We start from the raw sequence: 21407 nt of genomic DNA, 5'->3' as shown, positions 1-21407 counted from the left end.
ACCCGCCGCGCCGGACAGCGCGTGGCAACCAGAGAAAGACCCACATGACACCGCAAGACATGAACGCCCGCATCGTCCGCTACGGCGAGTTGCAGCCCTGCAAGACCGCCTTCATCGACGCCCATACACCGGGCTCGGACCAGAAGGAGAACTTTACCATCATCGGCGGCGGCGTGTCCGAGTCGCCGGATCAGCACGTGCACATCACCATTCCGCACGGGTTCAACATCGGTGCGGCGGGGCAGCCGCCGAAGTGCCGCAACTCGATGCACAACCACCGCACGGCAGAGGTGTTCTTCATCCTCTCCGGGCGCTGGCGCTTCTTCTGGGGCGAAAAGGGCGACGCGGGCGAGGTGATCCTCGAAGAAGGGGACATCTTCAACATTCCCACCAACATCTTCCGCGGGTTCGAGAACATCGGTACCGATTACGGGATGATCATGGCGATCCTCGGCGGGGACGATGCCGGTGGCGGCGTGATCTGGGCGCCGCATGTGATCGAGGACGCCAAGGATCACGGGCTGATCCTGGGCGAGAACGGCAAGCTGTACGACAGCAAGAAGGGAGAGAGCCTGCCCGAGGGCGTGAACCCCATGCCGCTGCTGACCAAGGAAGAACTGGCCAAGGTCGATTGTCCGACGACGTCGGATGTGATCGGCGGCTACGTCCGACGTTATCTCGACATGGTGGCGCTGGCCAATGACGGTGCGGTCAAGGTCATCGGCGAAACCGGCATCATCCGCGACAAGCCGGGGTTCGAGGTCGATTTCCTGACCCGCGCCAACGCGACAGAGGAAAAACACGCCCATGACAAGCCTTCCGTTCTGATGCCGGTCAAGGGGCACTGGCGGGTCGACTGGGAGGGCGGCAGCGCGATCCTGGCACCCGGTGACACCATGAGCGTGCCGGAGAACCTGGCCCATTCGGCGGTGCCCTCGATGACCGGAGAGGCCGCGATGTACCATGTGATCGCTACCGACGATCCTGCGGGCCAGACCTGGCAGGGCTGACCGTCGATGCGGGTGGTCTTTGCCTTTGTCCTGTTTGTGGGGCTGTCCTGGGCGGTGTCGGACATTCTGTCCGGTCGTGCCCGGGATGCGCTTCTCGGGCTGGCCATCGCCCTGGTCAGCGGCGGGCTGCTCTGGCGTGATCTGCGCGACCCGGAAAAATCGCGCAAGGGCGGAGAGCAGGCAAGGATCACTTTCACCTTTGAACCGGGTGATGGGATCGGACCGCCGGGCACCTATGCCCAGATCGATACCTACCGGCGGGCTGCCTGGTCCGTCTCGCTCGATCGGGCGCCGCGGCGCGAGGACATGGACATGTACGGCGTCCTGCGCCGGGGTTGGGTCTGGCTGGGTGCCGACGGTCTGCCGCAGCGCGTGCGCGTCGACGGTGGCATGACCTGGGAAAGCTGGCCGGTGCTGCAAGCCGTGCCTTTGAACAAGGAACTGAAACCATGAGCATTCTTACCACACATGTCGGGTCACTGCCGCGCACTCAAAAGGTCGTGGATTACATCTTTGCCAGGGAAAACGGGCAGGACTACGACGCCGGGGCCTTCGATGCCGCCATGACCGAGGCGGTGCTGGAGACCGTGCGCAAGCAGGCCGAGGCCGGGATCGACATCGTCTCGGACGGCGAGACGTCGAAGATCAGCTACGCGACCTACGTCAAGGACCGCTACACCGGCTTTGACGGCGACAGCCCGCGCAACGCGCCCGCCGACCTGAAACTGTTCCCCTCATTCCTCAAGCGCATCGCCGAAGACGGCGGCACACCGCAATACGCCCGCCCGATGTGCATCGGAGAGGTGAAATCGAAAGGCCAGGGAGAGCTGGAAAAGGACATCGCCAACCTTCAGGCCGCGATGGCTGCGCATGGGGTCGAGCGGGGGTTCATGAACGCGGCCTCGCCCGGGGTGATCTCCTTGTTCCTGCAGAACGACTACTACAAGTCGCGCGAGGCCTACCTTGCCGCGCTCGCCGATGCGATGAAGGCGGAATACGAGACGATTGTCGCCTCGGGCCTCGACCTGCAACTGGATTGCCCGGACCTGGCCCTGTCGCGGCACATGCTGTTCACCGATCTCAGCGATGCGGAATTCGTCAAGGTGGCCGCCGCCCATGTCGAGGCGCTGAACCACGCGCTGGCCGATGTGCCCGAGGAGAAGGTGCGCATCCATATCTGCTGGGGCAACTACGAGGGGCCGCATGTCTGCGACATTCCGATGGCGCAGATGTTCGACACGCTGATGTCGGCCAAGGCGCGATACGTCCTGTTCGAAACCTCGAACCCACGCCACGGCCATGAATGGACCGTGTTCCGCGACCGCAAGGGCGACATTCCCGAAGGCAAGGTTCTTGTGCCCGGGGTGGTGGATACAACCACCAACTTCGTCGAGCACCCCGACCTGGTGGCGCAGCGCATCCAGCGATTTGTTGATATCGTCGGCGCCGACCGTGTGATCGCCGGGTCCGATTGCGGCTTTGGCACTTTCGCTGGCTTCGGCGCGGTGGATCCCGACATCGCCTATGCCAAGCTCTCGGCGCTGGCCGAGGGGGCAAAGCGCGTCTCATGACCCCGCTTGTCTTGCTGCCGGGCATGATGTGTGATGCACGGCTCTTTGCGCCGCAGATCGCCGCGTTGTCCGGCAACCGAGCGGTTCATTGTGCGCCGATCGGCGCGCATGACACGATGCAGGCACTGGCGGCAGAGGTGCTGACCCATGCCCCGCCGCGCTTTGCGCTGGCGGGGCTCAGCATGGGGGGCATCGTCGCGATGGAGGTGCTGCGGCAGGCGCCCGACCGGGTGGCGGGCCTTGCTCTGCTCGACACCAATCCCAAGGCGGAGCTGGACGAGGTGCGCGCCCGTCGCGTTCCGCAGATGGACAAGGTGCGGGCCGGGCACCTGGACGCTGTAATGCGCGACGAGATGAAACCGAATTACCTGACCGAAGGCCCACGCCGACCCGAGATCCTCGATCTCTGCATGGAGATGGCGCTGTCACTTGGGCCCGAGGTCTTTCTCAACCAGTCGCGGGCCTTGGCGGAACGTCCGGACCAGCAGGAGGTGCTGCGCGCCTACATTGGCCCGGCTCTGGTGCTCTGTGGACGCGACGATGCGCTGTGCCCCGTGGTGCGGCACGAGTTGATGCACGATCTGATCGTCGGCAGCACCCTGCACGTGATCGAGAATGCCGGGCACCTGCCCACCCTGGAAAGACCCGATGAAACCAATGCCACCCTGGCGGCCTGGCTGGAGAAATGTGATGGATGACACCCTTCTGGCGCTTCTGCGCAGCGTCGACACCCCCACCGTCTGCAACGCCATCGAGGTGGCCCAGGGCAAACGCGGCTTCAACGGGTTCACGCGTGGCACGATGCTGTGCTCGGACCCAGAGGGCGGCGCGATGGTGGGCTACGCGGTGACCGCAAAAATTTCCGCCCTCGCCCCGCCAGAGGAACCGGCGGACGTGATCCGCGCGCGCCGGATGGCCTATTACAAGGCGATGGCCGAGGGACCGAAGCCCTCTGTCGCGGTGGTCGAGGACGTGGATTTCCCTAACTGCATCGGGGCCTATTGGGGCGAGGTCAACACGACGGTTCACAAGGGCTTTGGCATGTCCGGGGCGCTGACCAATGGCGTGATGCGCGACCTGGGCGACCTGGCGCCGGGTTTCCCGGTGGTGGCGGGCTCTGTCGGGCCAAGCCACGGATTCGTGCATGTGACCGAGCTGGATACCCCGGTCGAGATTTTTGGCCTGACGGTCAACCCCGGCGATCTGGTCCATGCGGACCGGCACGGCGCGCTGGTGATCCCGGCGGATATCGTCACCCGGATCGGCGCGGCGATTGAAAAGATGCAGAATACGGAACATCTTGTTCTTGGGCCTGCGCGCGAAGAGGGGTTCGATTTCGCCAAGTTCGAGGCGGCCTGGGCCGCCTTCGAGAAGGCGCGGACCTGACGTGCCTGCGTCGAACCCCTGTGACCTGAGCATTGCCGAGGCCGGCGCCGCACTGCGCAATGGTGGCCTGACCTCGGTGGCGCTGACCCGTGCGCATCTGGACCGCATCGCCGCGCGCGACGGCGCGATCGGCGCCTTTGTGCATGTGGCCGGGGCCGAGGCGCTGGCGGCGGCAGAACTGGCGGACAGGGAGTTGGCCGAGGGCAGGGACCGGGGGCCGCTGCATGGCATTCCTTTTGCGGTCAAGGATATCATCGACGTAGCGGGCTGGCCAATCCGATGGGGATCGCGGGCGCAGGCGGGTCGGATCGCCACCGAAACCGCCCCGGCGGTCGCGGCGCTAATGGCGGCGGGCGCGATGCCACTGGGGGTCGTGGGCACCTATGAAATGGCGACCGTCGGCCCGGATGAGTCCGCCTTGGGCCGCCCGCCGGTCAACCCCTGGAGCAGGGACCACATCACCGGTGGCTCGTCGTCAGGCTCTGCGGCGGCTGTGGCGGCGGGACTGGTGCGTATCGCGCTGGGGACGGACACCGGCGGATCGGTGCGCAGTCCGTCGGCCTATTGCGGCGTGGTCGGGTTGAAACCCACCTATGACGCGGTTTCGCGCAAGGGCGTGATGCCGCTCTCCCCCTCGCTCGACTGTGTCGGTCCGCTTGCGCGCTGCGTCGGCGACGCTGCGCTGGCCTTCACTGCGCTGACCGGCGGCGACTGGCAGGCAGGGGGCATCGACGGGCTGTCGCTGGCCTATGGCCGGGGCTGGGCCATCGACGATGCGGCGCATCCTGCGTTGCTGCCGCTTCTTGATGACGCGGCCTCGGTGCTCAGCCTCTGCGGCGCAAGGATCACTCCGGTTGTTTTGCCGGATTATGCCCCGGTCGAGTCGGCGGGGTCGGATATCCTGCTTGCCGAAGGCTGGGCGGCGCATGGTGCGACGGTCGAGGCCAACCCCGAGGCCATCGGCGACATGGCCCGCGCCAGCCTGTGCGGCGGCAAACTGGTGCCCCCGGAGAGGCTTGCCAAGGCGCGCGCCAGTGTGGCGCCGCTGACCGAGGCGCTGGATGCCGTCTTCGCACAACACGCCGCGCTGATCTTGTCCACCACGCTGGCCCCCGCGCCGCCCTTTTCCGCCTTCGCGGCGGGCCAAGCCGTCTGGACGGCGATGCGCACGATCCCTTTCAACATGACCGGCCATCCGGCGCTGTCGGTGCCGATGGGCTTTGCAGATGGCTTGCCGCTGGGCCTGCAGATCGTCGGGCCGAAAGGCGGCGAGGCCACCATCCTGCGGATCGGCGCCGCCTTCGAGGCGGCGACCGATCACTCTGTTCTTCAGCCGCCGCTGGCCTGAAGCCGGTCAAGCCGCAGCTGCGCGGCGTGGCGGTGGCCGTCCAGGCCCTCGCTTGCGCTCTGGCGGACGGCGGGCGGGGCCACCTGGCGGACGCCCTCGGGCTCCATCCACTGATGCGTCGCCACCTTGACATAGGCGCCCACCCATAGCCCGCCGGTGTAGCGCCCCGCGGCCATCGTCGGCAGCGTGTGGTTGGTGCCGCAGCATTTGTCCGAATAGACCACGCTGGCCATTTCGCCAATGAAGAGAGAGCCGTAGTTGCGCAGTTTCAGGGCAAACGCCTTTGGATCGGCGGTATGGACCTGCAGGTGCTCGGCGGCGATGTAATCCGAATAGGCGATCATCGCGGCCTCGTCCGCGCAGACCGCGATCTCGCCATAGTCGTCCCAGGCCTGCCGGGCGGTGTCTGCGGTGGCCAGTTCTTCCAACTGGCGGGTTACCTCAGCTTCGACCCTCTCGGCCAGAGCCGCATCGGTGGTGATCAGGCCGACGCGCGTGCGCACGTCATGTTCGGCCTGCGCCAGCAGATCGGTGGCGATCATCGCCGCGTCGCCGGTGCTGTCGGCCAGCGTGTAGATCTCGGACGGGCCGGCCAGCTGGTCGATGCCGATGGGGCCAAAGACCTGGCGCTTGGCTTCGTTGACGAAGGCATTCCCGGGGCCGACGATCTTGTTCACCGCCGGGACCGTCTCGGTGCCAAAGGCCATCGCCGCGATCGCCTGCGCGCCGCCGATGCGAAAGATCCGGTCCGCCCCGGACAGGTGGCATCCAGCGATCATGGCGGGATGGGCGTTGGGCGGCAGGCAGGCGATGATCTCGTCCACGCCGGCCACCTTGGCCGGGACGATGGTCATCACCGGCGCCGAAAGCAGCGGGTAGCGCCCGCCGGGCACGTAACACCCCACCCGTTCCAGCGGAATGATCCGGTGGCCCAGGTGTACGCCTTCGCGGATCTCGACCTCGAGCGGCAGCATCGTGGCAAGCTGTGCCTCGGCAAATTTGGTTACGTTTGCAATCGCAAATTCCGTATCCGCGCGGGTCTGCGAATCGAGGGTCTTCAGCGCCTCTTCCCGCTCTGCCTCGGTGACTTCGAAGGCGGTCAGTTCACTCTTGTCGAACCGGGCGGCGAAGTCGGCGACAGCGGCGTCTCCGCGCGCCTTAACATCTGATAATACGTCGGAAACAGTGTTTTGAATGTCCGATGTTCCGCTTTCGGATGAAAGCCTCGGCGCGCGGAGCCAGGTGACGCCATCGACCGGAGGTTGCAAGGTGGGCACAGTCTGTCCTTTCGTGTTCAGGAGCATGGTCTATGCGGGCGCATTTTAAGGTTGTCGATGATTTTTGCAAACGTATTCGTTTCTGCACGACGCTGTCCTGACCTGCGCTGTCGGTCCGGCGCAGGGTGGTGGGGCTTGAGCGGGCGGTGAGGGGGTCAGTCGCCGTTCCCGGCGTCGTCCTGCCTTGTCAGGTCGTCGGTCATGCGCTCCAGCGCATCGAGCAGGTCTGCAATCCGTTCCGCGCTCAGCTTTGCCTCGATCTCTGCGTAGATCTTGGCGCTGACCAGCCCGGCCTCGTGCAACAGCGCGTCGCCTGCTTCGGTCAGGCGGACCAGTGTTCGGCGCCTGTCGTTCTTGTCCCGCCCCTGGGTGATCAGGCCGCGTGACTCCAGCGATTTCAGGATGCGCGTCAGCGATGGTGCCAGGACACAGGCGGCGCGGGCCAGTTGTGTGGCGTCGATCTCCTCGGCTTCCTGCACGACGCGCAGCACGCGCCATTGCTGCTCTGTCACGTCGATGTCGCGCAGCATTGGGCGGAATCTCTCCATCACCGCCTCGCGGGCCCGCAAGAGCGCGATGGGCAACGTGCGTTGCGTTGCTGACAGCGGAAAATCGTCTCTGGATCGGGTCATCGAAGTCTCCTGTTGACAGGCAGATTATTATTTAACATGTTAAGTGTCAAAGGGGGAGTCGCAGCATGCCGCATCTGAAGCTTGAATATTCGCCGGGTCTTGAGGCGCTGGCCAACATACAGGCGCTCTGTGATGTCCTGCACGCGGCGATGTCGGCCGCAGGCGTCTTTCCGCTGGCGGGGATCCGGGTGCGGGCGCATCGTTGCGACGCGGCGTCCGTGGCGGACCGCCACCCGGACAATCATTTCCTAGCGATGGAGCTGTCGGTTGGTGCCGGGCGCAGCAAGCCGGTCCTGGCAAAGGCCGGGGAGGCTGTCTTTGCCGTCGCCCGAGATACGCTGGCGGACTTGCTGGACAGTCCGCATTTCGCCTTGTCGCTGGAAATCCGCGAGATCGACCCGGATCTGAGCTGGAAAGCCAATCCCATACACGCCCGCCTGAAGGCGGAAAGCTGAGAGGACGTCATGAGTGACCTGACCCAAAACCTGGCCAAGGCCGAAGCGGCGCTGTCGCGGTTCAAGCGCGAGGGTGTTCTGAACCATATCGGGGGCGAACAGCGCATGGCTGCCTCCGGCGCGACTTTCGAAACGATTTCTCCTGTCGACGGTGGCACGCTGGCGCCGGTGGCCAAAGGCGGGGCAGAAGACGTGGACGCCGCGGTGCGCGCCGCGACCACGGCTTTTGATGAATGGCGCGATATGCCCGGCAAGGCCCGGCGCGAGATCCTGCACAATGTTGCCGACGGCATCGTCTCCCGCGCCGAGGAAATCGCCCTGGTCGAGAGTATGGACACCGGGCAGGCGATCCGCTTCATGTCCAAAGCCGCGATCCGCGGGGCCGAGAACTTTCGCTTTTTCGCCGACAAGGCGCCCGAGGCGCGCGACGGGCAGACGCTTTATGCGCCGGGTCAGATGAACGTCACCTCGCGCCGGCCGATCGGCCCGGTGGGTGTGATCACACCGTGGAACACGCCCTTCATGCTGTCCACCTGGAAGATCGCACCGGCGCTGGCGGCGGGTTGTACCGTGGTTCAGAAACCGGCCGAGTTTTCGCCCATGTCGGCGAAACTGCTGGTCGAGATCGCCGAGGAGGCGGGGCTGCCGCCGGGCGTGCTGAACGTGGTGAACGGCATGGGCGAGGATGCGGGCAGGGCGCTGACCGAACACCCCGGCATCAAGGCGATTGCCTTTGTCGGCGAAAGCCGGACCGGCTCGATGATCATGCGGCAGGGATCGGAGACGCTGAAGCGCGTGCATTTCGAACTGGGCGGCAAGAACCCGGTGATCGTCTTTGACGACGCCGATATCGAACGCGCCGTGGATGCGGCGGTCTTCATGATCTACTCGCTGAACGGCGAACGCTGCACCTCGTCCTCGCGCCTGCTGGTGCAGGAGACGATCTATGACGAGGTTTGCGCCCGAGTGGCCGAGCGCGCCTCGAAGATAAAGGTGGGCCACCCGCTGGACCCCGAAACCGTGGTCGGCCCGCTGATCCATCCGGAGCACGAGAAGAAGGTGCTGGGCTATTTCGACAAGGCCCGCGAGGACGGGGCCACGGTTGCCGCCGGTGGCGTCAAGGTGGGGGATGAGGGCTGTTACGTCGCGCCGACCCTGTTCACCAATGCCAACAACGACATGGCGGTGGCGCGTGAGGAAATTTTCGGCCCGGTCCTGACCGCGATCCCTTTCAAGGACGAGGCAGAGGCGATGCAGATCGCCAATGACACGGAGTATGGCCTGACGGCATACCTCTGGACCTCGGACCTGTCGCGCGCGCTGCGGATGACGCAGCGGCTGGAAGCGGGCATGATGTGGGTAAACTCGGAGAACATCCGCCACCTGCCGACGCCCTTCGGTGGGGTCAAGGCATCCGGCATCGGCCGCGACGGCGGCGACTGGTCCTTTGATTTCTACATGGAGACGGTCAACGTCAGCTTTGCGACCGAGGCGCACAAGATCCCGAAACTGGGGGGCTGAGGCGGTCCTTCGGGCCGTCTGGGGTATTTCGACCAAGAAGAAGCATGGGGCCTGCGCGGGCCAGAGCGCGCGCGGCCGGAGGAGGAAGAGATGGGAGAGCTGGTACTGGCCGCAAAGGCGACCCACGTGCCGACCATGTTGATGTCCGAGCAGGAAGGCGCGCTGAAAGGCTGCCGCCAGCAGGCCATCGACGGGCACCGCGAGATCGGCCGCCGCGCCCGCGAGGCCGGGGCGGACACCTTCGTGGTGCTGGATACGCACTGGATGGTGAACGCGGGCTATCACGTCAACGCGCTGCCGCATTTCAAGGGCTGTTACGCCAGCCACGAGTTCCCGCAGTTCATCCGCGACATGGACTATGAATATGATGGCAACCCGGCCCTTGGCGACCTGATCGCGGACTACGCGATGGCGGAGGGGACGCATACGCTGAGCCACCAGGTCGAGAGCCTCGACCTGGAATATGGCACGCTGGTGCCGATGCGGTTCATGAATGCGGACCGCGCGCTGAAGGTGGTCTCGGTCTCCGCCATGTGCCAGGTGCATTCGCACGAGAGCTCTCGAAAGGTGGGGGTGGGCATCCGCAAGGCCATCGAGGCGAGCGATTCAAAGGTGGCGCTGATCGCCTCCGGCTCGCTCTCGCATCACATCTGGCCGACCGAGATCTATGCCGAGAACAATGGCACCTTCACCATCTCGAAGGAGTTCAACCGGCAGGTGGACCTGATGGTGCTGGACATGTGGAAGCGCGGCGACATCGAGACCTTTCTGAAAATCCTGCCCGACTACGCCGAACACTGCGACGGCGAGGGCAACATGCACGACACCGTGATGCTGATGGCGGCGCTGGGCTGGGATGCCTATCGCGGTCGCGGCGAGCTGATCGGCGAATATTTTCCCAGCTCCGGAACGGGGCAGGCCAATGTTGTCTTTGACCTGGAGGGCGCGTGATGCCGATCCCCGAACCGAACCTCTACCCGCCGTTCAACATCGTACGGCTGAGCCATGTCGAATACGGCGTGACGGATCTTGCCGCCAGCCGGGCGTTCTACGTCGACACGCTGGGCCTGCAAGTGACGGAGGAGACGCCGGAGACCCTGTGCCTGCGCGCGATGGAGGAACGCGGCCATCATTGCATGGTGCTGCGCAAGGCGGACGAGGCCTCGGTGCGGTACCTGTCCTACAAGGTCTATTCGGAAGAGGACCTGGACCGCGCCCATGACTGGTTTGTCTCCGAGGGGCATTCGGTGGCATGGGTGGAACGGTCGCACCAGGGGCGGACGCTGCGCACGCATGACTGTTTCGGTGCGCCGATGGAATTCTACTTCCGCATGGACCGGCTGCCGCCGATCCACCAGCAATACCGGCTTTACAATGGGGTCAAACCGCTCAGGATCGACCATTTCAACTGTTTCGCGCCGGACGTGGACAAGGCGGTGGCTTTCTACGGGCGGCTGGGATTCCGGGTGACGGAATATACCGAGGACGACGTCAGCAAGAAGCTCTGGGCGGCCTGGATGCACCGCAAGGGGGGCGTGCATGACGTGGCCTTTACCAATGGCACCGGGCCGCGCCTGCATCACACCGCCTTCTGGGTGCCGACGCCCTTGAACATCATCGACCTGCTGGACCTGATGTCGACCACTGGCTATCTCGACAATATCGAACGCGGGCCGGGGCGGCACGGGATTTCCAATGCCTTCTTCTTGTATATCCGTGACCCGGACGGGCACCGGATCGAGATCTATTGTTCCGATTACCAGACCGTCGATCCAGACCTGGAGCCGATCCGCTGGGACCTGAAGGACCCGCAGCGCCAGACCCTTTGGGGGGCACCGGCGCCCAGGAGTTGGTTCGAGGAAGGATCGGTTTTCGAAGGCGTGGAGCCGGTCGAGGCTGTGCTGAGGGCGACGCCGATCGTGGCGCCCTGAGCCGTTGCCTGGCGGACGCGCCTGCGGCGCGGCAGGTCAAGCGCGCTGGCGCGCGTGGTTGGGGGCTCTGCCCCCGCCCTGCGGGCGTCCCCGGAGGTATTTTTTGCCCAAAGAAACACGGGTCGAGGATGAGTGGAGAGAGTGATGGACTGGGATGAGTTTGCGGCCTGGGGTGCGAAGGCGGCGGAATTCGGCGCCGAGTATCACAAGGGGGTGCGGGAGCGGCCGGTGCGGCCGGCCGTGGCGCCCGGGAGTTTTGCCGACCGGCTGGCGCCCGCCCCGCCCGAGGCGGGCGAGGAGATGGGCGCGATCTGGGAGGATTTCGAGCGCATCGTGCCCGAAGGGCTGACCCACTGGCAGCACCCGCGGTTCTTTGCCTATTTCCCGGCCAATGCGGCGCCGGTGTCCATGCTGGCCGAGATGCTGGTGAGCGTGCTCGCCCCGCAATGCATGCTTTGGCAGACCTCTCCGGTGGCGACCGAGATGGAAGGGGTGATGATCGACTGGCTGCGCCAGGCGCTGGGACTGCCCGAGGGGTTTTCCGGCGTGATCCAGGATTCCGCCTCGTCGGCGACCCTGTCGGCTGTGCTGACCATGCGCGAAAGGGCGACCGGCTGGACCGGCAACCGCGAGGGGCTGTCGGGCAAGGGGCAGTTGCGCATCTATTGTTCGGACCAGGTGCACAGTTCGATCGACCGGGCCTGCTGGGTGGCGGGGATCGGGCAGGAGAACCTGGTCAAGCTGCCGACACGGGGCGCGCCGGAGTTCGCCGTGGATGCCGAGGCTCTGCGCGCGCGCATCGCCGAGGACAGGGCCGCCGGCCATGTGCCCGCCGGGATCATTGCCGTGACCGGGGCCACCGGCGTGGGGGCCTGGGATCATCTGCCGGAACTGGTGGAGATCGCGCGGGATGAGGGGCTGTACCTGCATCTGGATGCGGCCTGGGCCGGGTCGGCGATGATCTGCCCGGAGTTCCGGGCGCAGTTCTGGGAAGCTGTGGAGGGCTGTGACAGCATCGTCTTCAATCCGCACAAGTGGCTGGGCGCGCAGTTCGATTGTTCGGTGCAGTTCCTGCGCGATCCGAAACAGCAGATCGACACGCTCAAGATCGAGCCCGAGTACCTCAAGACCTCCCATGCGGAGGTGGTCAACTACTCGGAGTGGACAATCCCCCTGGGCCGGCGGTTCCGGGCCCTCAAGCTGTGGTTCCTGATCCGGTACTACGGGCTGGAGGGACTGCGGGCGCGCCTCCGCAACCATGTGGCCTGGGCCGGGGCGCTTTGCGAGGAGCTGCGGCGGGACGGGTTCGAGATCGTGACCGAGCCGATCCTGTCGCTGTTCACCTTCCGGGGGCCGGGCGATGATGCCGCCCAGCAGGCGTTGGTGGATGCGATCAATGCCGACGGGCGGATCTATGTCACGCAGGGCATGCACGCGGGCCGCAAGGTGATCCGCTTTCAGGTGGGGCAGTTCGACTGCACCCGGGACGACGTGATGATGGCCGGCACGGTCATTCGGGAACTGGCAGGGGACAGATCATGATGACACCGCATTTCGTGAGTTACAGCCACGCGGGCAAACCGGGCTACGGCTTGCATACGGAGGAGGGGGTGATCGACCTTTCCTCGGCCAACCCGCAATACCCGACCCTGCGCGAGGTGATCGCGGCGGACGCGCTGAAGGAGATCTTCATGCAGGCGGCGGGACGCGCGGCGGATCTGCCGCTGGAGGCGGTGATGCTGGAGCCGCCGATCCCGGCGCCGGACAAGATCATCTGCGTCGGCGTCAACTACCCGGACCGCAATGCCGAGTACAAGGACGGCCAGGCGGCGCCATCGAAGCCCTCCTTGTTCATCCGTTTCCCGGGGTCCTTCGTGGGACATGGGGCCAACCTGGTGCGGCCGCCCGAGAGCGAACAGCTGGACTACGAAGGCGAGATCGTTCTGGTCATCGGCAAGGGCGGGCGGCGGATTCCGCGCGATGAGGCTTATGACCATGTCGCCGCGCTGACGCTGTGCAACGAGGGGACGATCCGGGACTGGGTGCGCCACGCCAAGTTCAACGTCACGCAGGGCAAGAACTGGGACCGCTCGGGCGCGATCGGCCCCTGGCTGGTGCCCTTCACCAATGCGGCGCAGCTGGACGACATCGCGCTGGAGTGCCGCGTGAACGGCGAGGTTCGGCAGCAGGACCGGACCTCGCGGATGATCTATGATTTCCGCTACATCATCAATTATGTCTCGACCTTCTGCACCCTGGTGCCGGGCGATGTGCTGGTCTGCGGCACGCCCACCGGGGCAGGAGCGCGGCTGGACCCGCCGGTCTGGCTGAAGCCGGGCGACGTGATCGAGGTCGAGGCCGAGGGCATCGGCGTGTTGCGCAACGGGGTGGAGGACGAGGTGTGACCGAGGACGAGATCCACGCCGCGGCGCGGGCCCTGGTGCGGGCAGAGGCGTCGGGCGAACAGATCGGGCTCTTGTCGCTGGCGCATCCCGGCATGACGATGGACGAGGCCTATGCCGTTCAGGCCGCCTATGTCACCGCGCGCCTGGCAGAGGGACGCCGACAGGTGGGCTGGAAGATCGGCCTGACCTCGCGCGCGATGCAGGATGCCCTGGGGATCGACACGCCGGACAGCGGCGTCTTGCTGGAGGACATGGTCTTCGAGAGCGGCGGTGTCGTGCCCAAGGGGCGGTTCATCCAGCCCCGGGTGGAGGCGGAGATCGCCTTTGTCATGAAGGCGCCGTTGCAGGGCGCGGTGACACGGGAAGAGGTGGTCGCGGCCACGGACCATGTCTGCGCCTCGCTGGAAATCCTCGATACGCGCATATTGCGCAAAGATCCGCAGACGGGCCGGACGCGCAGCGTCTGCGACACCATAGCGGACAACGCGGCCAACGCAGGCATCGTCCTGGGAGAGATGAAGGTGAATCCCCGGCTTGTGGACCTGCGCTGGACCGGGGCCATCGTGACCCGCGACGGCGCGGTCGAGGAGACGGGGCTGGGCGCCGGGGTGCTGAACGATCCGGTCATGGGGATCGTCTGGCTGGCGGAACGGCTGGCGGGTTATGGTCAGGGGATCGAGGCCGGGCAGGTGGTCCTGTCCGGCTCCTTCATCCGGCCCGTGGAATGCCCGCCCGGCTGCATGGTAGAGGCCGATTTCGGCGACTTCGGGATGGTGTCGATCAGTTTCGAGTGAGGCGAAGCCGGGCCGGCGGGACGGGACTGTTTGCGGCTTTGCCGCAAAGACGCCCGCCCGCCGACCCTTTGGACAGGCTGCGCCTGCCTTGCGTTTCCGGAGACCCCAGACGCCAAGCTGCGTGCCGGTCCGCCGCAGGCGGTCCGTCACTCTCCGGGTTCGATCCGCATTTCCTGACGCAGTTTGCCGGTGGCGCGGTCGAAGATCAGGATGCGGTCATCCGCCGTGATCACCGCGTACCAGTCGGTGCCTTGCGTGTAGGCGCTGGCGGTGGTGCCGTCGGGCAGGGTGATGACCTCTGGCAGCGGGGCGCGTGCATTGCTATAGCGGTGCCAGATCAGGCCGAGGATCCCGATGATCCCGGCAATCATCACCGCCGTCAGAACCGTGACCAGAATGCGCAGAAAGCGCAGCGAGGGCGGCTCGGGCAGATCGTCTTCGGGATCGGGAGAGGCCATGACCATCCTTCGTATCGTGATTTCGGCGGATCCGCCGGTGCGTCTTGATAAGGCGCTGGCGCGCGATGTGCCAGAGGCGGCGGCCTTGTCGCGCACGCGCCTGGGCCGGCTGATCGTCGAAGGTTCCGTCAGCCGCGGCGGTGTCCCCGTGACCGATCCCAAGGCGCGGGTCGCGGAAGGGGACGAGATCGAGATCGTCGTGCCCGAGGCGCAGGAGTATGACGTTGTCGCCCAGGACATCCCGCTGGCGGTGCTTTGGGAAGACGAGGATCTGATCGTCGTCGACAAGCCCGCCGGGATGGTGGTGCACCCTGCGCCCGGATCACCGGACGGGACGCTTGTGAATGCGCTTTTGCATCACTTTGGCGGTGCGCTGTCCGGGGTGGGGGGCGAAAAGCGGCCGGGCATCGTGCACCGGATCGACAAGGACACCAGCGGCTTGCTGGTGGTGGCGAAATCCGATCGGGCGCATCACGGTCTGGCCGCGCAATTCGAGAAACATACCGTGCGGCGGGCCTACCTGGCCCTGGCCCACGGTGTGCCAGATCTGGCCGATCCGCGGCTGTTGAACACGCGGGGCGTCTCCGTCGGGGGCGAGGGCGGCGTCACCATCACCAGCGGGTTGGCGCGGCACAAGACCGACCGCCAGCGGCAGGCGGTCTATTTCGATGGGCAGGGGCGGCACGCGATCACCCATGTGAAACTGCTTGAGCGGTTTGGCTCTCCGCCCAGCGTCAGCCTGGTGGAATGCCGGCTGGAGACCGGGCGCACACACCAGATCCGCGTCCACATGGCCCATGCGGGCCATGCGCTGATCGGCGACCCGGTTTATGGCGGGCGGCGGAAACTGTCGGAAAAGGCGCTGGGCGCGGCCTATGATCTGGCAAGGGGCTTTGACCGGCAGGCGCTGCACGCGGCGGAACTGGGGTTCGACCACCCGGTGACGGGCGAGGCGCTGATGTTCCACAGCGATCTGCCGGAGGACATGGCGGGCCTGCTGGCCGCGCTGCGCGCCCTCTGAGACACTTGGCGGACCGGAGCGCCGCTGTCATCATTGCATCGGGCCGTGGAGGAGACGCCGATGCATTACCAGCTACTCTATTGCGACGAAGCCGGCGACAGCCATTGGCGCGAGGTCGACGTGCCTCTATCCGAACAGGTCTTTGCGCCGCCGGCGCAGGATATCCTGGTCTCTGCGCCTGATGCGGCGCAGGCCATGATCTGGCTGCGGCTGGAAGCCGGTTGGAACGAGCCCATCCATCCAACGCCCAAACGCCAATTGTTGATCTGTCTTTCGGGCGGGATCCGCGTCACCGCCAGTGACGGTGAAGCGCGGGATTTCGGGCCGGGCGATTGCTGGCGGATGGAGGATACATCCGGCAAGAGGCACCACACATGCGTGACCGGCACGGGCGCGTTCGAATGCGCAATAGTGCAGTTCGACTGAGGCTCAGGTCCTGCCCGTGATCAAGAGCCAGAGGCAAAGCGCGCTTTCGGCCAGGATGCAGACCAGGTAGGCGGGCTGGAAGGCTTCTGACAGCAGCGGGGCGGCCAGGCGCAGCAGGCTTCCGGTGAGGTAGACGAGGCCCGCCGCCGCGATGCCGAGCGCGATGATCCGAGGGGTGGCGCCCAGCGACAGCAGGCGCGCCATCAAGAGGCTGTTCACGCCGAAGAGGATCAGCCCGATGTCATAACCCAGGGCGTGCATCTCTGTCATGTGGACGGCCATGCGCGGCAAGTCCGCCAGCAGGGCAGGGGCGCCGGCCAGGGCGATCAGGCTGGCGCCGATCAGCACCGCCTGCCCCAGCCGAAAGACCATCGCCGCGCGGGCCAACCCCTCGGCCCTGTCACGCAGCATGGCGAAGAACAGCAGCGCCAAAGCGATATCTGCCAGCAGCATGACGACGTCCGCCAGAAGGCTCAGCCGGAACTGCGGCAGGTTTGCGCCGATGGCCGCTGCGATTTCATGCGGTGAGCCGGCAAGCAGGGGGCCACGCAGGGCGATCTCTGCGGTCAGGCCACTAAGGATGATCACGAGGTAGAGCGCACCGGCTGTGCGGACATGAACAGGCGAGGGAGCGAGGGCTTGCATGGTGGCGTCTTTCTTGCAGATGGACGGATGTGCCCTGCTATCCTATGCGAATAGATTTGATTATCCGCGTATTTTGCACTATAATCATGCGTAAACGTATATGTTTCAATTCATCAGGAACCGAGCACGTCTCTGTGACGCTATGACATAAAGGATGACGTCGTCACCTATCGAGCTTAACTGCGCTAACGCTAACGGATGCGGGACTTGAACTATTCAGTTCAGGTTCCTACCTGATGTTAAAGCCCGTAACATGCGGGTCCGAACGGAGGGAACAGACAAGATGTCGAACTATGCAAATCTCCCGGCACCCTCGCCGGAAGCGGGTCTGAGCCGCTACCTCCAGGAAATCCGGAAGTTCCCGCTTCTGGAGCCGGAAGAGGAATACATGCTGGCCAAGCGCTGGGTCGAGAACGAGGACACCGAGGCCGCACACAAGATGGTCACCTCGCACCTGCGCCTGGCGGCCAAGATCGCGATGGGCTACCGCGGTTATGGCCTGCCCCAGGCCGAGGTGATCTCCGAGGCCAACGTGGGCCTGATGCAGGCGGTGAAACGCTTTGATCCGGAAAAGGGCTTCCGGCTGGCCACCTACGCGATGTGGTGGATCCGCGCCTCGATCCAGGAATACATCCTGCGGTCCTGGAGCCTTGTCAAACTGGGCACGACCAGCGCGCAGAAAAAGCTGTTCTTCAACCTGCGCAAGGCCAAGAGCCGCATCGGCGCGCTCGAGGACGGCGACTTGCGGCCCGAACATGTCGAGAAGATCGCCACCGACCTTGGTGTGACCGAGGATGAGGTGATCTCGATGAACCGGCGCCTGTCCGGCGGCGATGCCTCGCTGAACGCCACCGTCGGCTCCGAAGGCGAAGGCACGATGCAGTGGCAGGACTGGCTGGAAGACGAGGATGCCGATCAGGCCGAGGATTACGCCGAGCGTGACGAGCTTGAGGCGCGCCGCGCCCTGCTGGCCGAGGCGATGGATGTCCTGAACGACCGGGAAAAGGACATCCTGACCCAGCGCCGGCTGGCGGAATCGGCGGTCACGCTGGAAGAACTGTCCGGCCAGTACGACGTCTCGCGCGAACGTATCCGCCAGATCGAGGTCCGCGCCTTCGAGAAGCTGCAAAAGCGGATGCGCGACCTTGCCAAGGAACAGGGGATGCTGTCGGCTGTCTGAGACGGTTTCTCCCTCCGTTGAACGCGAAAGGCGGGGCAATGCCCCGCCTTTTTCATCTCCGCCGCCCTGTGCGGGGGATCATTTCTGGTAGAGCGGGCCGCGCTTCCAGCCTTCCTCGGCGATGAAACCGGGCAACTGGCTGCTCATCAGGATGCGGTCGCTGTTGATCCGCAGCATGATGTCGGTGGGCGTATCCAGTAGCGGCGTGAAATCCGTGACCCGCGTGATGTTCATGTAGATCGCCACCAGCTCGGGCAGGTTGGACAGGGCGGAAATATCTGTCACCGGCGTATCCGAAAAGCTGAGCAATTGCAGCGATTGAAGGCCCGCGAGAGGCGAGAGGTCACTGACCTGGCTGCCGGTCAGGAACAGGGTCTGCAGCTTGTTCTTGCCCGCGAGGGCGGAAATATCCCCGATCTGGCTGTTCTTGCCCCTGAGCACCTCCAGGTTATCCGCCGGAGCCAGGGCTGAAATATCCGTCAGGCAGGCGCCTTCCGCCCATAGCTCGCGGAAAGCGGGTCCCACGATCAGCCCGTCGAGACTGATGATATCCTCGCCGTCGATGTTGAGCAGTTCCAGGGCGGGGGTCGGGCCAAGGCCCGCGAGGTCGGGCAGGGAAACGCCGTTGAACCCCAGGATCTTGAGGTTGATCATCGCGCCGTCGGCCTTGATGTCGTACAGGTCCGGGCCGTTCAGGCGCAAGTTCTCGATCCGGCCCAGCGTCGCCCGGGGCAGATCCGACAGGCCGAGGGAGTCCTTGATCCATAGCCCCCGAAGCGCTGGCAGTCCGTCGAGAAAGGCGAAATTGCTGATCTCATTGTCCTGCAGGCGAAGGGCCTGCAGCGTGGGCAGGTCCAACCCGTCCCAGCGCGCGCCGGGAAGGTCCTGGACCCGTAGGGCGCCAAGGTCCGTCAGCACGTTCAGCGCGGCCAGATCGACGACGAGGGCGGGATCGCCGTTGCCGGCCAGTTCCAGCGACTGCACCCATGTGGCCGCGGCAAGTTTTGACAGCTCGTCCAGTTCCGCGGGGCCAAGAACGATCCTTCTGTCCTCTGGTGAAATGCAACTGTTGCCAATGGGCAGGCAGTCCTGCGCCAAGGCGGTTCCGGCGACGCTTCCTGCAACAATGGAAAGTGCAATGAAAACTCTGCGCAGCATGGATCGGCACCCATCAACCAATGATCTTCAGAGCGGATGCCGTGGCCATCGCCAGAGGTCAATGCGGCGTTTTCAGGCCCCTCCGCTTGGGGTAGGGTTGGCGCTAACAAATCTGGGAGAGAGACATGACCGATCACGTTCGCTGGGGCATTCTGGGCGCGGCGAAATTCGCGCGCGAACACATGGGGCCGGCCATTCACATGGGGCGGCGCGGTCGGCTGGCGGCGCTGGCGACCTCCTCGCCCGACAAGGCCGCGCCCTTTGCCGCGCTAGCGCCGGGGCTGACCGTGCACGACAGCTATGACGCCCTGCTGGCGGACCCCGGGATCGACGCGGTCTACATTCCTCTGCCCAACCACCTGCATGTCGAATGGGCGCTCAAGGCGCTGGAGGCGGGCAAACATGTGCTGGTCGAGAAACCACTGGCGATGACGGCGGCAGAGTTCGACCCGGTGATCGCCAAACGCGACGAAACCGGGCTGCTTGCGGCAGAGGCCTACATGATCGTGCACCATCCGCAGTGGCACAAGGCCAGCCAGTTGTACCAGGAGGGCGCCATCGGCAAGCTGGTGCGGGTCTCGGCGGCCTTTTCCTACGACAACCGCGCCGATGGTCAGAACATCCGCAACCGGCCCGACACCGGCGGCGGCGCGGTGCCGGACATCGGCGTCTACATCTACGGCGCGACGCGTTTCGTGACCGGGGAAGAGCCGGACGAGATCCTCTCGGCCGTTGTCGAGCGCGAAAACGACGTGGACGTCTGGACGCATATCACCGCGCGTTTCCCCTCGTTCCACTATACCGGCGTGGTCTCGATGCGGATGGCGCCCTGGCAAGAGGTGGTCTTTCACGGCGAAGAGGGTGTGATGAAGCTGACCGCGCCCTTCAACGCCGGCGTCTACGGCGAGGCGCGCGTCACGGTACAATCCAAGGACCTGGTCGAGACGGTGCACCGCTTTCCGGCGGACAACCACTATGTCCACCAGGTCGAGGCCTTCAACACCAGCGTCCTGGACAAGGCGCATTACCCCTGTCCGCTGGAGTTCTCGCGCGGCACCCAGGCGATGATCGACATGGTCTGGGCCAAGGAACGGGGTTGATCGGACCCGCCAACCCGCCCGGGGCATTGGTCAGCGCGGCCCGTGCCTCGGGTTTCCTTGACTTGACTCTTTTGTCGATTAATTGCCTGAGAAACAGAACCGCACGCCAGACAGCCTGTCCCTGAAGGTCATCCAGCTGCTCGGACATCACGATTCGAGGGGGCAACATGACGGGACCGACTGGGCGCGGGCCTTGCTGCTGGGCACCGACCCGGTGTTCCTGGGCGCGCTTCGCATCATTCCCGAGCCCGCCCAGACGCTGCTGGGCAACCACAGGATCGACGAGGAGCAGCTGGAGCAGCGCAATCCGGTCTCGGTGGCCGATGTCTTCCGGGGCGAATCCTCGGTTGCCGTCAATGGTGGCGCGGCCATCGCGCAAAAGGTCGTCGTCAACGGGATCGAGGAAAGCCTGCTCTCTGTCACCATCGACGCTGCGCGGCAGAACAAGTCCGCCTTTCACCACACAGGCAACATCCTCTTTGACCCGGCGCTGCTGAATTCGGTCGAGGTCAGCGAGGGCATCGGCCCCGCCGACGCCGGGCCGAACGCCCTGGCCGGGGGCCTGGCCTATACCACCAAGGACGCACGCGATTTCCTGGAACCGGGCGAACGTCTTGACGGGCTAACCTCGCTGCGCAGGGCAGGGCTTCCGGCGCTTGCTCACCCTATTCGGACAGGAAGAGCGGTTTGAGCGGCTGCTCAGCGGCACCCGCCAGACCGGCGGCGATTACAAGGATGGCGACGGCAAGACCGTGGCGGGCACGGAGGCGGACCTGTCGGCCTATGTGCTCAAGTTCTCCTTCACCTCGGACATCCAGGACACCGGCAGTCGGTCAGCCCAGGCCGGTCCCGGCGGGATTCTCTTTACCCGTCCCGACTTTGCCGAGGTGGTCGGGCCGCCCAGCGTCTTTGTCGAGGGGCTGGAGGTGCGGCTGGACGTCGAGAACCTCTTTGACCAGACCTATGCCAGCCGCAGCGCCGACGACCTTGGCCTTGGCAACGTCGTCCCCCTGAACGAGCCGGGCCGGACGATTTCCCTCACCGCAAGCCTGCGGTTCTGAGGCGGAGAGGGCGGCCGGTAAGCAGGGC

General features: G+C 65.3%; 24 protein-coding genes. 19 read left to right on the top strand and 5 right to left on the bottom strand.

Annotated features, from left to right (window positions below; translation table 11 throughout):
* Positions 1–44: 44 nt before the first annotated feature.
* From G9Q80_RS24385 to G9Q80_RS24360, 6 genes are read left to right on the top strand one after another with little or no spacing between them, the layout of a single operon-like run.
* On the top strand, positions 45–1010 hold the full coding sequence (locus G9Q80_RS24385) for a cupin domain-containing protein (RefSeq protein ID WP_069209060.1): 966 nt from the start codon (positions 45–47) through the stop codon (positions 1008–1010).
* A gap of 6 nt (positions 1011–1016) precedes the next feature.
* Complete coding sequence (locus G9Q80_RS24380) at positions 1017–1463, top strand: hypothetical protein (protein WP_088715449.1); 447 nt, start codon at positions 1017–1019, stop codon at positions 1461–1463.
* Positions 1460–2581, top strand: a complete 1122-nt coding sequence (locus G9Q80_RS24375; protein WP_088715450.1) for a cobalamin-independent methionine synthase II family protein — start codon at positions 1460–1462, stop codon at positions 2579–2581. Before G9Q80_RS24380 ends, G9Q80_RS24375 begins: the two co-directional genes overlap by 4 nt.
* Positions 2578–3279 carry an alpha/beta fold hydrolase gene (locus tag G9Q80_RS24370; RefSeq protein ID WP_088669852.1) on the top strand — a complete coding sequence of 234 codons (702 nt, stop codon included), beginning with the start codon at positions 2578–2580 and terminating at the stop codon, positions 3277–3279. Before G9Q80_RS24375 ends, G9Q80_RS24370 begins: the two co-directional genes overlap by 4 nt.
* On the top strand, positions 3272–3967 hold the full coding sequence (locus tag G9Q80_RS24365) for an RraA family protein (RefSeq protein WP_074621626.1): 696 nt from the start codon (positions 3272–3274) through the stop codon (positions 3965–3967). Before G9Q80_RS24370 ends, G9Q80_RS24365 begins: the two co-directional genes overlap by 8 nt.
* A gap of 1 nt (position 3968) precedes the next feature.
* The gene (locus tag G9Q80_RS24360) at positions 3969–5315 is read left to right on the top strand and encodes an amidase (protein WP_088715451.1); all 1347 of its coding nucleotides are present in this window, start codon (positions 3969–3971) and stop codon (positions 5313–5315) included.
* Here G9Q80_RS24360 and hisD read toward each other — a convergent pair.
* On the bottom strand, positions 5297–6592 hold the full coding sequence (gene hisD / locus G9Q80_RS24355; RefSeq protein WP_168246592.1) for a histidinol dehydrogenase: 1296 nt from the start codon (positions 6590–6592) through the stop codon (positions 5297–5299). The two genes, G9Q80_RS24360 and hisD, sit on opposite strands and share 19 nt — an antisense overlap.
* Positions 6593–6747: 155 nt before the next feature.
* Positions 6748–7224 carry a homoprotocatechuate degradation operon regulator HpaR gene (gene hpaR, locus G9Q80_RS24350; protein ID WP_043138075.1) on the bottom strand — a complete coding sequence of 159 codons (477 nt, stop codon included), beginning with the start codon at positions 7222–7224 and terminating at the stop codon, positions 6748–6750.
* Between the two features lie 65 nt (positions 7225–7289).
* Here hpaR and G9Q80_RS24345 point away from each other — a divergent pair, with 65 nt between their 5' ends.
* From G9Q80_RS24345 to hpaH, 7 genes are all read left to right on the top strand, one after another.
* Positions 7290–7679: a 5-carboxymethyl-2-hydroxymuconate Delta-isomerase gene (locus G9Q80_RS24345; protein ID WP_088715453.1), complete on the top strand. Its 390-nt coding sequence runs from the start codon at positions 7290–7292 to the stop codon at positions 7677–7679.
* Positions 7680–7688: 9 nt separating this feature from the next.
* Positions 7689–9200 carry a 5-carboxymethyl-2-hydroxymuconate semialdehyde dehydrogenase gene (gene hpaE / locus G9Q80_RS24340; RefSeq protein WP_088715454.1) on the top strand — a complete coding sequence of 504 codons (1512 nt, stop codon included), beginning with the start codon at positions 7689–7691 and terminating at the stop codon, positions 9198–9200.
* A 90-nt stretch (positions 9201–9290) separates the two neighbouring features.
* Positions 9291–10151, top strand: coding sequence for a 3,4-dihydroxyphenylacetate 2,3-dioxygenase (gene hpaD, locus G9Q80_RS24335; RefSeq protein WP_088715455.1), 861 nt, complete (start codon positions 9291–9293; stop codon positions 10149–10151).
* A complete protein-coding gene (gene hpaD, locus G9Q80_RS24330; protein ID WP_088715456.1) occupies positions 10151–11131 on the top strand; it encodes a 3,4-dihydroxyphenylacetate 2,3-dioxygenase in 981 nt (326 codons plus the stop codon). The genes hpaD (G9Q80_RS24335) and hpaD (G9Q80_RS24330) overlap by 1 nt, the downstream gene beginning before the upstream one ends.
* 144 nt (positions 11132–11275) lie before the next feature.
* Complete coding sequence (locus tag G9Q80_RS24325; protein WP_088715457.1) at positions 11276–12673, top strand: pyridoxal phosphate-dependent decarboxylase family protein; 1398 nt, start codon at positions 11276–11278, stop codon at positions 12671–12673.
* Positions 12673–13536 (top strand): fumarylacetoacetate hydrolase family protein, encoded by an 864-nt coding sequence (locus G9Q80_RS24320; RefSeq protein WP_198549987.1) that lies wholly within the window; start codon positions 12673–12675, stop codon positions 13534–13536. The genes G9Q80_RS24325 and G9Q80_RS24320 overlap by 1 nt, the downstream gene beginning before the upstream one ends.
* Entirely contained in the window at positions 13533–14330 is a 798-nt protein-coding gene (gene hpaH / locus G9Q80_RS24315; protein WP_088715459.1) for a 2-oxo-hept-4-ene-1,7-dioate hydratase, read from the top strand. Before G9Q80_RS24320 ends, hpaH begins: the two co-directional genes overlap by 4 nt.
* 146 nt (positions 14331–14476) lie before the next feature.
* On the opposite strand, the gene G9Q80_RS24310 is transcribed toward hpaH, so the two are convergent.
* Complete coding sequence (locus G9Q80_RS24310) at positions 14477–14788, bottom strand: DUF6476 family protein (protein WP_043138058.1); 312 nt, start codon at positions 14786–14788, stop codon at positions 14477–14479.
* Between G9Q80_RS24310 and G9Q80_RS24305 the strand changes: the two genes are divergently transcribed.
* Both G9Q80_RS24305 and G9Q80_RS24300 read left to right on the top strand, forming a co-directional pair.
* A complete protein-coding gene (locus G9Q80_RS24305) occupies positions 14787–15809 on the top strand; it encodes an RluA family pseudouridine synthase (protein WP_088669843.1) in 1023 nt (340 codons plus the stop codon). The genes G9Q80_RS24310 and G9Q80_RS24305 overlap by 2 nt on opposite strands.
* A gap of 60 nt (positions 15810–15869) precedes the next feature.
* Positions 15870–16235 (top strand): cupin domain-containing protein, encoded by a 366-nt coding sequence (locus G9Q80_RS24300; protein ID WP_088715460.1) that lies wholly within the window; start codon positions 15870–15872, stop codon positions 16233–16235.
* Between the two features lie 3 nt (positions 16236–16238).
* Here G9Q80_RS24300 and G9Q80_RS24295 read toward each other — a convergent pair whose 3' ends face one another.
* The gene (locus G9Q80_RS24295) at positions 16239–16880 is read right to left on the bottom strand and encodes a DUF4386 domain-containing protein (protein ID WP_088715461.1); all 642 of its coding nucleotides are present in this window, start codon (positions 16878–16880) and stop codon (positions 16239–16241) included.
* 283 nt (positions 16881–17163) lie between these two features.
* Here G9Q80_RS24295 and rpoH point away from each other — a divergent pair, with 283 nt between their 5' ends.
* Positions 17164–18060 carry an RNA polymerase sigma factor RpoH gene (gene rpoH, locus G9Q80_RS24290; protein ID WP_088715462.1) on the top strand — a complete coding sequence of 299 codons (897 nt, stop codon included), beginning with the start codon at positions 17164–17166 and terminating at the stop codon, positions 18058–18060.
* 78 nt (positions 18061–18138) lie between these two features.
* Here rpoH and G9Q80_RS24285 read toward each other — a convergent pair whose 3' ends face one another.
* Complete coding sequence (locus tag G9Q80_RS24285; protein WP_088715463.1) at positions 18139–19158, bottom strand: leucine-rich repeat domain-containing protein; 1020 nt, start codon at positions 19156–19158, stop codon at positions 18139–18141.
* 185 nt (positions 19159–19343) lie between these two features.
* Between G9Q80_RS24285 and G9Q80_RS24280 the strand changes: the two genes are divergently transcribed.
* The 3 genes from G9Q80_RS24280 (at position 19344) to G9Q80_RS28345 (ending at position 21379) form a co-directional block, all read left to right on the top strand.
* Positions 19344–20318 carry a Gfo/Idh/MocA family protein gene (locus tag G9Q80_RS24280; protein WP_074621615.1) on the top strand — a complete coding sequence of 325 codons (975 nt, stop codon included), beginning with the start codon at positions 19344–19346 and terminating at the stop codon, positions 20316–20318.
* 82 nt (positions 20319–20400) lie between these two features.
* Positions 20401–21009, top strand: a complete 609-nt coding sequence (locus G9Q80_RS28350; protein ID WP_232788224.1) for a TonB-dependent receptor plug domain-containing protein — start codon at positions 20401–20403, stop codon at positions 21007–21009.
* On the top strand, positions 20975–21379 hold the full coding sequence (locus G9Q80_RS28345) for a hypothetical protein (protein ID WP_232788225.1): 405 nt from the start codon (positions 20975–20977) through the stop codon (positions 21377–21379). Before G9Q80_RS28350 ends, G9Q80_RS28345 begins: the two co-directional genes overlap by 35 nt.
* Positions 21380–21407: the final 28 nt, after the last annotated feature.

The sequence above is a fragment of the Mameliella sp. LZ-28 genome (genome assembly GCF_012274245.1).
Classification (GTDB): Bacteria; Pseudomonadota; Alphaproteobacteria; order Rhodobacterales; family Rhodobacteraceae; genus Antarctobacter; species Antarctobacter albus.
The sequence above is the reverse complement of the archived record's forward strand: the minus strand, read 5'-3'. Positions and strand labels throughout refer to the sequence as shown.

Coding starts and splice junctions, on each gene's coding strand:
- G9Q80_RS24385 (WP_069209060.1), top strand. CDS start 45: ATGACACCGCAAGACATGAACGCCCGCATCGTCCGCTACGGCGAGTTG.
- G9Q80_RS24380 (WP_088715449.1), top strand. CDS start 1,017: ATGCGGGTGGTCTTTGCCTTTGTCCTGTTTGTGGGGCTGTCCTGGGCG.
- G9Q80_RS24375 (WP_088715450.1), top strand. CDS start 1,460: ATGAGCATTCTTACCACACATGTCGGGTCACTGCCGCGCACTCAAAAG.
- G9Q80_RS24370 (WP_088669852.1), top strand. CDS start 2,578: ATGACCCCGCTTGTCTTGCTGCCGGGCATGATGTGTGATGCACGGCTC.
- G9Q80_RS24365 (WP_074621626.1), top strand. CDS start 3,272: ATGGATGACACCCTTCTGGCGCTTCTGCGCAGCGTCGACACCCCCACC.
- hpaR (WP_043138075.1), bottom strand. CDS start 7,224: ATGACCCGATCCAGAGACGATTTTCCGCTGTCAGCAACGCAACGCACG.
- G9Q80_RS24345 (WP_088715453.1), top strand. CDS start 7,290: ATGCCGCATCTGAAGCTTGAATATTCGCCGGGTCTTGAGGCGCTGGCC.
- hpaE (WP_088715454.1), top strand. CDS start 7,689: ATGAGTGACCTGACCCAAAACCTGGCCAAGGCCGAAGCGGCGCTGTCG.
- hpaD (WP_088715455.1), top strand. CDS start 9,291: ATGGGAGAGCTGGTACTGGCCGCAAAGGCGACCCACGTGCCGACCATG.
- hpaD (WP_088715456.1), top strand. CDS start 10,151: ATGCCGATCCCCGAACCGAACCTCTACCCGCCGTTCAACATCGTACGG.
- G9Q80_RS24325 (WP_088715457.1), top strand. CDS start 11,276: ATGGACTGGGATGAGTTTGCGGCCTGGGGTGCGAAGGCGGCGGAATTC.
- G9Q80_RS24320 (WP_198549987.1), top strand. CDS start 12,673: ATGACACCGCATTTCGTGAGTTACAGCCACGCGGGCAAACCGGGCTAC.
- G9Q80_RS24305 (WP_088669843.1), top strand. CDS start 14,787: ATGACCATCCTTCGTATCGTGATTTCGGCGGATCCGCCGGTGCGTCTT.
- G9Q80_RS24310 (WP_043138058.1), bottom strand. CDS start 14,788: ATGGCCTCTCCCGATCCCGAAGACGATCTGCCCGAGCCGCCCTCGCTG.
- G9Q80_RS24300 (WP_088715460.1), top strand. CDS start 15,870: ATGCATTACCAGCTACTCTATTGCGACGAAGCCGGCGACAGCCATTGG.
- G9Q80_RS24295 (WP_088715461.1), bottom strand. CDS start 16,880: ATGCAAGCCCTCGCTCCCTCGCCTGTTCATGTCCGCACAGCCGGTGCG.
- rpoH (WP_088715462.1), top strand. CDS start 17,164: ATGTCGAACTATGCAAATCTCCCGGCACCCTCGCCGGAAGCGGGTCTG.
- G9Q80_RS24280 (WP_074621615.1), top strand. CDS start 19,344: ATGACCGATCACGTTCGCTGGGGCATTCTGGGCGCGGCGAAATTCGCG.